The sequence below is a fragment of the Acinetobacter sp. AOR43_HL genome (assembly GCF_027854635.1).
GTDB lineage: Bacteria > Pseudomonadota > Gammaproteobacteria > Pseudomonadales > Moraxellaceae > Acinetobacter > Acinetobacter pittii.
In genome coordinates, this window is sequence record NZ_JAKTHX010000007.1 from 244,320 (window position 1) to 256,676 (window position 12,357).

Sequence of the window (12,357 nt, forward strand, 5' to 3'; positions counted from 1 at the left end):
TAACGTCAAAAAGCTCTTTTTTTCGTTATGCTCTCTTTGTAAAAACATAATGATAAGTTACAAGGAGTGCCAAATGATCGTTAGACGAGCGACTTTTGAAGATTTAGAGCAACTCGCCGTTTTATTTGATGAATATCGCCAATTTTATGGGGCCTCTTCTAATTTTAATGAATCACTTCACTTTCTAAAACAACGTTTTGAGAATAGAGAAAGTGTGTTCTTCATTCATATTAAAGACGATAAAATTACGGGTTTTATTTTACTCTATTTAGGTTTTTCTTCAGTTGCTTGTTCAACTTACTATATCTTAGATGATGTATATGTTACGCCCGTTTTTCGTCGTCAAGGTTCTGCTAAACAGCTAATCGATACAGCAATCTTATTTGCAAAACAAGAAAATGCTTTGCGGATTAGTTTAGAAACTCAAAGTAACAACCATGAATCTCATCGTTTATATGAACAAATGGGATTCATTCGCGATAGTGAGTTCCAAACTTTTCATTGTTTTCTCAAATGATATTTTGAGCGAGCTGTTTTTGTTGTTCAGATAAATAAACCCATTCACCATCTTCAAGTTCAGGCAAAACCAATTGCCCGATTTGATGGCGATGTAATGCTTCTACCTTATTTCCTACAGCTGCAATCATTCTTTTTACTTGATGATAAACACCTTGATGAATCGTCATGGTTAATTGATGCGTTTCTAATATCGCTACATCCGTTGCAGCGAAAACGCCTTTTTCTTGATGTAGGCTCACACCTTGGCTCAGCATTTCAATTTGCTCAGGTGTAACCGGATCTATGGTCGTAACATGATAAACCTTTGGAACATGCTTACGGGGATGAGTTAAAGCTTGAAGATATTTACCATCATCGGTAAGCAAAAGTAAGCCAGTTGTATCTTGATCTAGACGGCCAATGGCTTGCACACCACGTTGAATCATGATTTCCGGTAAAAGGCTAAACACGCTTTGATGATGGTGAGGTTGGTGTGAACATTCAAAACCTTTCGGTTTTTTTAGCGCAAGATAAACTTTTTCTCGATATTGATAAGTTTCCCCAAAAAGAGAAAATTCTAAATTTTCTGGAGAGAATTGCTTTTTAAGGTCACTTACAACCTCTCCATCAATACTTACAGATCCGTTTTTTATTAACTGCTGACAATATTTACGAGAACCAAACCCTTGTGATTGTAAAATTTTTTCCAGCAGCATGAAGTTTTCTCATTAGAACTAAGCTGTTATTTTAACGTAGTTTCCATTTTTTACTAAACACTACTCGCTACTGTTTTCATCTACTTGAACTAGCTCGCAACCTTACTCTTCAACGACTCGATAAATATTTTCGTTCTGTTCGCTTTCAAATAATAATTCTGTAGTAGGCAAAATAATTTCATTATCAACAATAATATGCTCAATACGTTGGCTTAGTTTTAAAGATTCATTTTCATGTTCCACTAAATTTTTCTTTAGTTGTGCTTTTGCATCATGAATCTTATCAAACTGATCTTTGATCTTGATATCTATAATGTCCATAAAAATATCCCGTACTCATGAGTAATGATTATTTTTATATCATAATTTTTAAACACTATAATTTTTAACTTGTTAATTTATATAACATTGTGTCCAAGCGTAACCAAAAATTAAAACTCCTTATCATTGAGAGATATACACTCAATTTTTAATTAAGAAGAGCTGAAATCAGCTGTATCTTTTAAAGCTTTCACATTCCAACTCTTAAATATTATACAATTCCATTTATTTATAACGCCCTCCGTTCGCCATGCTTGCCCAATTTGATGTTAATTTAGTTGTTCTACTCGTTCTGCTTGTCTGCGGCTTATTAAGTCAAAATGCAGCTGTAACTATTGCAGCAGGTGTATTGATTGTCGTTAAAATCACACCATTAAATGAGTTTTTCCCTTATATTCAAGCTCATGGTCTTAATTTAGGAATTCTTATTTTAACCATTGGCGTACTCACTCCAATTGCCAGTGGGAAACTCAGTGGAGAGAGTATTTTAAAATCCTTTATTAGTGTTAAGTCTATTATGGCTATCGCAATTGGCCTGTTAGTCGCCTGGCTAGGTGGTCGCGGAGTAAAACTAATGTCGAGCCAACCTGACGTGGTTGCAGGTTTACTCATTGGTACAGTTGCTGGCGTCGCCTTACTCCGTGGTGTACCAGTCGGTCCTCTAATTGCAGCAGGCTTACTCTCTTTATTTATTGGCAAATAAAAAATCAACATGAAAAAGGTGCAATAAAGCACCTTTTTAAGACTTAGGCTAAATTATTTTTTAGCCAGAATAATAGGCGTTTCGTTTTAAAGAGAACTTTTCCAACTGCTTTAAAAAGCCTTCAAAATAACTTTTCTCTTTTTCTTCAGTTCGGTAGCCTGCATATAAAGTTCGTCTTAAACCTGTAGGAGAAACACAATCTAAACGACGACTAGTAACCCATCCCTTTTGTTCATATTCATTGACTACCCAATCAGGTAAAGCAGCAATACCTCGTCCACTTGCAACGAGTTGAATAAGCATTTGAGTTAAATCTGTTGTCCGTATTTGTTTAGGCTGAATATTCGCGGGGATGAAAAGTTTAGACATAATATCTAAACGGTGCTTATCAACCGGATAAGTAATTAAAACTTCTTCGGCCAACTCTTGAACTGTAATATTTTCAGCCCGCACCAAAGGGTGAGTATTTGATAAGACTAACCGTGACTCATATTCAAAAATCGGAAAATACTCAATTCCTTTTAACGCGATTGGGTCAGCTGTAATCAGTAAATCAAATTCTGCATTTTGTAAGAGTTCATGCGGATTGGCTTCAAAACCTGATGCAAAGTCTAAATCGACGTCAGGATATTGCTGGCGATACTGATTTAATAAAGGCATTAACCAGTCAAAGCAACTATGGCATTCCGATGAAAAAATAATTCTACCTGTCTGTCCATGCACAATGCGTGTGATATCACTATGTGTAATCTGGATTTGTGGTAAAACATCATCAGCCAATTTTAATAAGCGCTGTCCAACATTAGAAAAACTAACAGGTCTACTTCGACGATTAACTACTTCCACCCCGTACCAATGATCTAATTCTTTTAATTGATGGGAAATAGCAGATGGCGTCAAACAAAGGTCATTAGCTGCGGAAACTAATGAACCATGCTCACGTAAAGCAACTAAAGTTTTAAGGTGGCGTATTTCTAACATGGGCCCAAGCCTAAAAAACAGATTTATCTATAAATGGATAAAGCTCATCTTTGCTTTTCCATAAAACTTTCGACAAATCTTTATTAATGAATTTTATTCACTTTAACATAAAATTAGTTAGTTTGTCTCAACATGAATTTTATTTCATTATCTTTTACTTGCAATGAATTTTTGTTTCCTCTGAAACTAAAGTGAAATTAAACGTTTTAATGAAGTTTTTTTAATGAGTAAGAATATGAAAACTAAAAATAGGCCTAATAAAGACCTATTTTTTAAAACACTAAAAACTATTGCGCTAAAACATTTAAGCTAATAATCGTATAGCTCTGATCTTTAGGTTTTAATTTCAAATTTAGAGGAGCTGTTACTTCTACTAGGTACTCTCCAACTTTTGGAAACGTAAGTTCGACTTGACCGTTGCCTCCCGCCTTAAACTGCTGCGCTTGCTTGTCAGTTGCACCCTTTTCTCTTAAATTCACTTCAGCATAAGCTAAAGGATGTCCTTTTTCAGTTATGGTTAATTTAACAGGTTGAACAGCTTTAATCTGGTTAGGATGTACAGAGAAACTAACTTTAATCGGTGTATTCGGAAGTTGAATATCTGAAACTTTTCCTTTAGAAAGATAACTCTGCAATATCCACTCACGTGTCACTTGTTCTGTTTTAATTGTTTTTGTTTTAAGGTCAGTCGGAATCAAATATTCACGTTCTGCTTTCGGTGGAGCTTTATCAGCTGGCATATCAAAAAATAAATGCCATGCTTTTTGGTCGTATACATATTTCAAAGGATAACTTGCCTGAGTTTGAACAATGTATGTGCCTTCTTCAGGTAGATCTACATCAAAAACAGTAGCAGACTTATGCAGGGCTTCTGAATTGATGGTTTTAAGCTCATTTTTAGGTGTAATTACAGTAAGCTTAGCATCCTTTAAAGCATATTCACTATTTAATGCTTCTTCCGCATAACCAGCAATTACGGGTACTTGAGTCTGTTCAGTTTTATAAGCTACAGGAGCTACATAAGGTTCATGAGCAAAGCCTGTTGTACATATCAATGCAAGTGACGTCATTAGAAATCTATTCATTATTACAAAATCCTGTTATACGCAAAGTTAAAAATTTCAGACAAAATATAAGCGGATACAGTATACACAAATAAAAATAATTCTTATTATCATTAATAAATTTAATTTTACTTTAAAAAGAAATACGTAATCTTTCTCTCAATATTTTAGTTTTTTATTATTCTGTTCTCTTTTCCCTTATACTTCTCTTTTTGAGTCTTGCTTTAACTTATTATGGCGTCCCCGCAATCTCCTCTTTCCACACCTCAACATTACTCTCTCTTTTTAGCAATTTTCTCACTCGCTGTAGGTGGTTTTTGTATTGGAACCACTGAATTCGTCGCAATGGGACTGATTCAGGAAATTGCAAATAATTTAAATATTACAGTACCTGAAGCTGGTCACTTTATTAGTGCTTATGCATTGGGTGTAGTTATTGGTGCTCCTATCATCGCTATTCTCGGAGCCAAAGTACCTAGAAAAACTTTATTGCTCGGCTTAATGCTGTTTTATGGTGTTGCGAATGCCTGTACTGCTTTAGCTCATACACCTGAAACTGTTTTAATCTCACGTTTCATTGCAGGTTTACCACACGGAGCATATTTTGGAGTCGGTGCGTTAGTTGCAGCTGAACTAGCGGGTCCGTCAAGAAGAGCTTCTGCAGTCGCCCAAATGATGATGGGGCTTACAGTCGCAACTGTCATTGGTGTTCCTTTAGCAACTTGGTTAGGTCAAAACTTTGGCTGGAGAGCAGGTTTTGAGTTTTCAGCAACTATTGCTTTCGTCACTTTAATTGCTGTTGGCTTCTTTGTACCCAATATCCCAGTTCAAGCTACTGCCAGTATAAAAACTGAATTAGCTGGCCTTAAAAATATCAATATGTGGTTAACACTAGCAGTGGGTGCAATCGGTTTTGGAGGCATGTTTTCAGTTTATAGCTATGTCTCACCAATTTTGACCGAATACACAGAAGTTAATATCCAAATCGTTCCTATCGCTTTAGCTATCTGGGGTATAGGTATGGTTATTGGTGGTTTAGCGGCAGGATGGCTTGCAGATAAAAATCTCAACAAAACTATAGTAGGTGTATTAATTAGCTCAGCTATCGCTTTTGTTGTCGCTAGTTTTTTAATGAGTAATATCTATACTGCCATCGCATCTTTATTTTTAATTGGTCTCACGGTAATGGGGTTAGGTGGAGCATTACAAACTCGTCTAATGGATGTCGCAGGTGACGCCCAAACTTTAGCTGCCTCACTCAACCACTCTGCATTTAATATGGCCAATGCATTAGGTGCATTTTTAGGGGGCTGGGTACTCAGTCACCAAATGGGTTGGATCGCTCCAATCTGGGTAGGTTTTGTTTTAAGCCTTGGCGGTCTGGTTATTTTACTTATCGCATTTACAGTAGAAAAAGCCAGCAAAAAAGCTTAATTAAAGAAAAGGCTAACTTATTACTTCTAATCAGTTAGCTTTCCACCACAGTGTGGGCAATAACATTTTTTCTCTCGGACGGACTCTTCTTCCTCTAATACTTTTTCACGCATAATTTGAATAATCAGGTTATGCGCTTGCTCTTTTGGCAATCCTACTTTTTGACGGACCCGCTCAATTTCAACTTCATCATGTAAAATATCAATACCTCGTGCTTGAAGTAGCTCACGAAACTCTTGCTCTAGTCTCTGATTCCGTTGATTAAGCTCATTTGCAAGTCCAGACGCCAAAATACCAGCAGGCAATGCTGCAATACCCACACCTAAAATAGTAATAAGCGCCCCTAATAACTTTCCTAGGCTAGTTACAGGAGTGACATCGCCATACCCCACTGTAGTTAAGGTAACCACAGCCCACCACATAGATTGAGGTATTGAACTAAAAGCTTCTGGCTGAGCCTTGTTTTCAACCACATAAATTCCAGAAGCAGTCATAATAATCATGATAATTAAAATAAAGATAACTGCTTGAAAAGATCCCTTCTCACGTTTAATCACACATAACAATATTTGTAGTGAGACGAAATAGCGCGTTAATTTTAATAAACGAAGTAAACGTAAAATCCGAAGCATACGAAGATCGATTCGTACAAAGAAATTCAGGTAAGCTGGCAAAATTGCCATCAAATCAATAATTGCTTCTCCACTTTTCATCCAATTCAAGCGGGTTTTCCATGCGGATTGCGTCGTATCTCGATCTGCAACACTCCATAACCTTAATAAATACTCAATACTAAAAATTAGGATTGAAACATTCTCAAAGTAGTCAAACCAAATACGATAATTTGAGTACAAATCATTTACTGTTTCCAATAAAACAGCAGCGACGTTACCAATAATTAAAATAACTAAAAAATAGTTAATGCATTTACTTACCGTCGTTTCATAGTCATGGTTGTGAAGATTATTATAAAAAAACTTACGTAATCCCTTCCAAGCTGAATTATGCATATTGATCTGACCACTTAATATTGTAGATATAGTAAGCTCATCGCCTCTATTCACCAATATCGTCTCTAACAATTTTTGTTTTACTTACCCCAATATTTGAGCCTTAAATTTTTTCATCAATTCGTGGCTACACATCGAAATTCATTCTCTTCCCACCACATCACATCATAGATGCCTGGATGCGATTTTAAGATAATATTTATATAATTTTGCAACACCATAATATGATGAGTAATATCAATTTTTCTAAATAGAAATTTTCTTAAAATCGGAGTATTTGGAGAAATAAAAATTGCAAATCCATTACTATATTCTTCATAAACACTAATTCCGAGATACATCGTTATTTCAGCTAAGGGAATCTCAATTTCCCACCCCCAGCTTTCACTGTATAACTCTACATTTAAATGATATCTATTCTTTAATATACTAAAAATATATTGTGCAATATCTTCAGTTTTTTGAACTAAAATACCACCTTCATCAGCATAAGTTTTTTGGTCATATAATTGATAATCATCAAATTTAAATTCAACAATTGTCTTTAGCATTCTTAAGTTCCCTATATAAAATACTCATATTTTTTTTAATTATTTTTAAGTTCGTTCAAATATTTTAAAACAAAAATCAATTTAATATCTAGAGTAATATTTATTTTTACATTTTCATTAAATAAAATTTGATCTATTTATTATTTTCTAAGTCTAATAATCTACAAAGTCTCATTTAAAATAAAAAGGAGCTGAATAATCAGCTCCTTTTTTGTACTAAATCGACATATTAAGTCAATTGAGCAGCTTGGATTTTCTTAGTATCAACTTGATCAGCTTCTTTAGTATATTCGCTCATCTTGTCGAAGTTTAAATACTTGTAGATGTCAGCAGAAGCGCTGTCGATTTGCGACGCGTACTGTTGATATTCTTCTGGGCTTGGTAATTTACCAAGAACAGCAGCTACAGATGCAAGCTCAGCAGACGCTAAGTAAACGTTTGCACCTTGACCTAAACGGTTCGGGAAGTTACGAGTAGAAGTCGATACACATGTTGTGTTCGGCGCTACACGTGCTTGGTTACCCATACATAATGAACAGCCTGGCATCTCTGTACGCGCACCAGCACGACCATAGATGTTATACAAGCCTTCTTCCATTAATTGGTGCTCGTCCATACGAGTTGGTGGAGCCAACCATAAACGAGTAGACAATGAACCACCAGGTACTTTATCAAGTAACTGACCCGCTGCACGGAAGTGACCGATGTTCGTCATACAAGAACCGATGAATACTTCATCAATTTTGTCGCCTTGAACGTCAGAAAGAAGTTTCGCGTCGTCTGGATCGTTCGGGCAGCAAAGAATTGGTTCTTTGATGTCAGCAAGATCGATTTCGTAAACTTTTAAGTATTCTGCATCAGCATCAGCTTTTAACAAGCTTGGGTTGTCTAACCACTTCTGCATGTTTTCAGCACGGCGCGCCATTGTACGAGCATCGCCATAACCTTCTGCGATCATCCACTTCAACATGGTGATGTTAGAACGCAAGTATTCAGCAACTTTCTCTTCAGAAAGTGTGATTGAACAGCCAGCAGCAGAACGTTCAGCAGAAGCATCAGAAAGTTCGAATGCTTGCTCAACAGTCAAGTCATTTTCCATTTCTGACAAATCAATCTCAAGGATACGACCAGAGAAGATGTTTTTCTTACCTTTCTTCTCTACAGTTAAGTCACCCGCTTGAATTGCGTAGTAAGGAATTGCATGTACAAGGTCACGTAAAGTGATACCAGGTTGCATTTTACCTTTGAACTTAACAAGTACAGACTCTGGCATGTCAAGTGGCATAACACCAGTTGCAGCTGCGAACGCAACAAGACCAGAACCCGCTGGGAATGAAATACCGATTGGGAAACGTGTATGTGAGTCACCACCAGTACCAACTGTATCTGGAAGTAACATACGGTTTAACCAAGAGTGGATAATACCGTCACCTGGACGTAAAGATACACCACCACGGTTCATGATAAAGTCAGGTAATGTATGGTGAGTTGTTACGTCAACTGGTTTTGGATACGCAGCAGTGTGACAGAAAGACTGCATTACCAAGTCAGCAGAGAAGCCCAAGCAAGCTAAGTCTTTTAACTCGTCACGAGTCATTGGACCAGTTGTATCTTGAGAACCAACTGTAGTCATCTTAGGTTCACAGTAAGTACCTGGACGGATACCTTGACCTTCAGCTAAACCACATGCACGACCAACCATTTTCTGAGCTTGCGTGAAGCCTTTGCCAGTGTCAGCAGGTTGTACAGGTGTACGGAACAATGTAGAAGGTGCAAGACCTAATTCTTCACGCGCTTTAGCAGTTAAACCACGACCAATGATCAAATTAATACGACCACCAGCACGTACTTCGTCTAAAAGTACTGGAGTTTTAAGTTCTGCTTCTGAAATTTGTACGCCATCTTTAAAAGCAGTAACTTTTGCAGCAGCGTGGTCAATTTTCAATACAACTTCGTCGCCCATATTCATGTTAGCAACGTCGATTTCTACAGGTAATGCACCTGCATCTTCCATTGTATTAAAGAAAATTGGAGCGATTTTAGAACCTAAGCACACACCACCATCTTTTTTGTTTGGAATGTGTGGAAGTTCGTCACCGAAGAACCAAAGTACAGAGTTAGTTGCAGATTTACGAGAAGAACCTGTACCAACAACGTCACCAACATAAGCAACTTGGTTGCCTTTCGCGATGAGTTCTTTGATTTGGCTTAATGGGCCAACTTCACCTGGTTTTTCAGGGTTGATACCATCACGCTCGTTTTTCAACATTGCATTTGCATGTAATGGGATATCTGGACGGCTCCAAGCATCTTGAGCTGGAGACAAGTCATCAGTATTTGTTTCACCAGTTACTTTGAATACAGTGATTTTGATTTCTTCTGGAACATCAGGACGGCTAGTGAACCATTCTGCTTCTGCCCAAGATTGTAAAACAGCTTTAGCCGCAGCGTTACCAGCTTTTGCTTTATCTGCTACGTCATGGAATGCATCAAATACAAGAAGTGTTTTCTTTAATGCTTCAGCAGCTAGGTTTGCAAGTTCAGCATCGTCAAGAAGCTCAACAAGTGGTGCTACGTTGTAACCACCAAGCATTGTGCCTAGTAAGTAAACTGCACGTTCTTTAGAAACGAGTGGTGAAGTTGCTTCGCCTTTTGCAATCGCTGCCAAGAACGCTGCCTTTACGTAAGCTGCTTGGTCAACACCTGCAGGAACACGGTTTTCAAGCAAATCAACCAAGAACGCTTCTTCGCCTGCTGGTGGATTTTTTAATAGTTCAACAAGCTGAGCTGTTTGAGCATCATCAAGTGGCTTCGGTGGGACTCCGAGTGCGGCACGTTCTTCAACGTGTTGGCGGTAAGCTTCTAGCACGGTGTTCATTCCTCTTTTTTTGAAAAATTACTTGCGAATTCCAGCTTTCTTAAAAGCTTCACAAGTAATATGGACTACAAAAGTTTACTAGAGTTCAAGGTAAAAGTTAATGAGCGCGGGGTGTTTCTCCGTGATGCCCATTATTTTGTATCTAAATACCTGTGTTTAAAGAATGAGCACATTGGGCGAAATTGAGTAATTTTTAAGCAAAAAGAGCTTCAGCCAGATGAAAATTCAATAACCTCATCCACAATTAGAATGATTTATATTTTGGCATTTTGTCATGAGGTGTTGCCAAACATTCATCCGTCATTTGCTTTCTAACTTTTTCTTGAATTGTTTGAGGATCTTTTGTCAGTTCTTCTTTTGGAATCGCATAAACTTTTTCAATAATATTAAGAATGAATTTTTTAGTTATCTCATCTTCAATCTTATTTGCATGCTCAACTGCCTGCGTTTTTTCAATTGCTTGCTGACGATCAAAAACAATACTTCTTGCAGCATTTCCTACGCTAGTACAAAAGCCATGCCACTGCTCTTCTGGTGTTAATGGTTTCTTTTCCGAACAACCAACAAAGAGCAAACTCATTGCAATCAATAAAATCTTTTTCATCATTTCACTACACTAATTATTGCTGTCTATATCATACGGAAAATCATCATTTTTGCCAAAACTGCTATAAAAAACCGAGATAACAAAATCTCGGTCTTTTATATTAAGCATTAGAAATGCCAGTTTCATGATTTGGATTAATTAAAGAATTTGATATCCGTAGGTGTTGATATTTTTGCTGCATCACCAGCTGGTTTTAAGGTCCCATTTTTTTCATCAAAACGGAATAAACTTATATTATTACTATAAACATTGGTTACATATAGATATTTACCAGATGCATCGAATGAGAAAGCACGTGGTTCAATACCATTCGCTTTATAAACAACTGGCTTACCTAGCAATCCATTTTGTTGGATTTTAAATACTAAAAGTTTGTTGTCTGCACCTCGATTGGCAGCAATCACATATTTACCATTTGGGCTAAGAATAATTCCACTCGCACTCTTAAATTCAGGTGTTTTGTCCTCATGGATCAGTTTTAGCTCAGCCACTTTTTTCAAATGGCCATCCTGCACGTTAAATGTCACAATCTCACTTCGCATTTCTGCGGTAACATATGCATGTTTTCCATTTGGTGAAAAAACCATATGGCGCGGGCCAGAACCATGAGTAAAAGTCACATCGCGGTTGGTGTCCGCTTCGAGTGGCTGAGCCTTGTTCGGGTTATAACGGAATGCATAGACTTTGTCATTACCAAGATCGCTGGCATATAAATACTTACCATCTGGACTAAAAGTTGTGGAATGAGCATGTCCACTTTCTTGGCGGCCCTTGACGTGACCAGAACCTTCCTCAAAAACAATATTTTGTACTTTTTCACCTAAATGACCGTTTGACAAAATTGGTAAAACAGCCACACCACCTCGCCCTTTATCGAACGCTGAATAGTTCGACACAAACAGGAATTTACCATCTAAACTGATTGTTGCATGTGTTGGATGTCCACCATGACTATCTACTGTGTTCAACACTTCCACCTTTCCGTTTTGAATAGATAATGCAGTCACCGCACCTTCGTTTTCTTCATTTGTGGTATAAGCAAAACGGCCATCTTTCGATTTCACAATCCAAGAAGGACTTTTCATTTTCAACACTTTAACAGGAGTTAAAGTTCCATCCTTATTCACTTGAAGCTGGTACAAACCTTCACTGGCTTGTTTTGGTTTTTGCGCAAGCGGTGCATTAGGAATTGATGTCCATGTTCCTACTAAAGCAATTTGTTGTTGTGCAGCATTTACGGTGGAGCACCATCCAAATGACAAGAGCGTCAATGACAATGTTGCTGTTAATTTTTGAATTAGGCCACGATATTTAACGTTGATATCGTTTTCCTTGCCATTTTTAATTTCAACATAAGTATCTATATTCACTACTATATCCTTGAAAAAACCCACCTTATTTGCATTTATCAACAAGGTATATCAATCTAATTTCATTTAATGTTTCTGAAAACTAATTTATAAAACAGCAATTTTCAAGTGAATTTTCTTTAATCAATACCTATCCAAGGCTTCTTTACTCTTAAGAGAAGCGATACTTTAAATCATAAATACTAAACTTTTTTAAATGTTATGAAGACGTTATTAAATTAAAA

The 12,357-nt window shown here is 37.0% G+C and carries 12 protein-coding genes; 3 read left to right on the plus strand and 9 right to left on the minus strand.

From position 1 onward, the window contains the following. Positions 1-73: 73 nt before the first annotated feature. Positions 74-517 carry a GNAT family N-acetyltransferase gene (locus MKL33_RS03675; protein ID WP_002122286.1) on the plus strand — a complete coding sequence of 148 codons (444 nt, stop codon included), beginning with the start codon at positions 74-76 and terminating at the stop codon, positions 515-517. Here MKL33_RS03675 and MKL33_RS03680 read toward each other — a convergent pair. Continuing rightward, positions 510-1,214: a pseudouridine synthase gene (locus MKL33_RS03680; RefSeq protein ID WP_141314501.1), complete on the minus strand. Its 705-nt coding sequence runs from the start codon at positions 1,212-1,214 to the stop codon at positions 510-512. The two genes, MKL33_RS03675 and MKL33_RS03680, sit on opposite strands and share 8 nt — an antisense overlap. A gap of 102 nt (positions 1,215-1,316) precedes the next feature. Further along, the gene (locus tag MKL33_RS03685) at positions 1,317-1,535 is read right to left on the minus strand and encodes a hypothetical protein (protein ID WP_002122273.1); all 219 of its coding nucleotides are present in this window, start codon (positions 1,533-1,535) and stop codon (positions 1,317-1,319) included. Between the two features lie 250 nt (positions 1,536-1,785). Here MKL33_RS03685 and MKL33_RS03690 point away from each other — a divergent pair, with 250 nt between their 5' ends. Then, entirely contained in the window at positions 1,786-2,238 is a 453-nt protein-coding gene (locus MKL33_RS03690; RefSeq protein WP_017480868.1) for a DUF441 domain-containing protein, read from the plus strand. A 60-nt stretch (positions 2,239-2,298) separates the two neighbouring features. Here the strand turns inward: MKL33_RS03690 and MKL33_RS03695 are convergent, their stop codons facing one another. Continuing rightward, a complete protein-coding gene (locus MKL33_RS03695) occupies positions 2,299-3,219 on the minus strand; it encodes a LysR family transcriptional regulator (RefSeq protein ID WP_002122195.1) in 921 nt (306 codons plus the stop codon). Positions 3,220-3,506: 287 nt separating this feature from the next. Beyond that, on the minus strand, positions 3,507-4,304 hold the full coding sequence (locus MKL33_RS03700) for a DUF4198 domain-containing protein (protein WP_032005499.1): 798 nt from the start codon (positions 4,302-4,304) through the stop codon (positions 3,507-3,509). 213 nt (positions 4,305-4,517) lie between these two features. Here MKL33_RS03700 and MKL33_RS03705 point away from each other — a divergent pair, with 213 nt between their 5' ends. Further along, a complete protein-coding gene (locus MKL33_RS03705; RefSeq protein ID WP_270906475.1) occupies positions 4,518-5,717 on the plus strand; it encodes an MFS transporter in 1,200 nt (399 codons plus the stop codon). Between the two features lie 26 nt (positions 5,718-5,743). On the opposite strand, the gene MKL33_RS03710 is transcribed toward MKL33_RS03705, so the two are convergent. The 5 genes from MKL33_RS03710 to MKL33_RS03730 all read right to left on the minus strand — a co-directional run bounded on the left by MKL33_RS03710 (position 5,744) and on the right by MKL33_RS03730 (position 12,133). Continuing rightward, on the minus strand, positions 5,744-6,727 hold the full coding sequence (locus MKL33_RS03710; protein ID WP_270906476.1) for an ion transporter: 984 nt from the start codon (positions 6,725-6,727) through the stop codon (positions 5,744-5,746). A 116-nt stretch (positions 6,728-6,843) separates the two neighbouring features. Continuing rightward, the gene (locus MKL33_RS03715; RefSeq protein WP_005068573.1) at positions 6,844-7,278 is read right to left on the minus strand and encodes a hypothetical protein; all 435 of its coding nucleotides are present in this window, start codon (positions 7,276-7,278) and stop codon (positions 6,844-6,846) included. A gap of 229 nt (positions 7,279-7,507) precedes the next feature. Next, a complete protein-coding gene (locus MKL33_RS03720) occupies positions 7,508-10,147 on the minus strand; it encodes a bifunctional aconitate hydratase 2/2-methylisocitrate dehydratase (protein WP_005306651.1) in 2,640 nt (879 codons plus the stop codon). A gap of 253 nt (positions 10,148-10,400) precedes the next feature. After that, a complete protein-coding gene (locus MKL33_RS03725) occupies positions 10,401-10,763 on the minus strand; it encodes a hypothetical protein (protein WP_130118840.1) in 363 nt (120 codons plus the stop codon). A 134-nt stretch (positions 10,764-10,897) separates the two neighbouring features. Further along, positions 10,898-12,133 (minus strand): lactonase family protein, encoded by a 1,236-nt coding sequence (locus MKL33_RS03730; RefSeq protein ID WP_199112851.1) that lies wholly within the window; start codon positions 12,131-12,133, stop codon positions 10,898-10,900. Positions 12,134-12,357 lie beyond the last annotated feature (224 nt).

Coding starts and splice junctions, on each gene's coding strand:
- MKL33_RS03675 (WP_002122286.1), top strand. CDS start 74: ATGATCGTTAGACGAGCGACTTTTGAAGATTTAGAGCAACTCGCCGTT.
- MKL33_RS03680 (WP_141314501.1), bottom strand. CDS start 1,214: ATGCTGCTGGAAAAAATTTTACAATCACAAGGGTTTGGTTCTCGTAAA.
- MKL33_RS03685 (WP_002122273.1), bottom strand. CDS start 1,535: ATGGACATTATAGATATCAAGATCAAAGATCAGTTTGATAAGATTCAT.
- MKL33_RS03690 (WP_017480868.1), top strand. CDS start 1,786: ATGCTTGCCCAATTTGATGTTAATTTAGTTGTTCTACTCGTTCTGCTT.
- MKL33_RS03695 (WP_002122195.1), bottom strand. CDS start 3,219: ATGTTAGAAATACGCCACCTTAAAACTTTAGTTGCTTTACGTGAGCAT.
- MKL33_RS03700 (WP_032005499.1), bottom strand. CDS start 4,304: ATGAATAGATTTCTAATGACGTCACTTGCATTGATATGTACAACAGGC.
- MKL33_RS03705 (WP_270906475.1), top strand. CDS start 4,518: ATGGCGTCCCCGCAATCTCCTCTTTCCACACCTCAACATTACTCTCTC.
- MKL33_RS03710 (WP_270906476.1), bottom strand. CDS start 6,727: ATGCATAATTCAGCTTGGAAGGGATTACGTAAGTTTTTTTATAATAAT.
- MKL33_RS03715 (WP_005068573.1), bottom strand. CDS start 7,278: ATGCTAAAGACAATTGTTGAATTTAAATTTGATGATTATCAATTATAT.
- MKL33_RS03725 (WP_130118840.1), bottom strand. CDS start 10,763: ATGATGAAAAAGATTTTATTGATTGCAATGAGTTTGCTCTTTGTTGGT.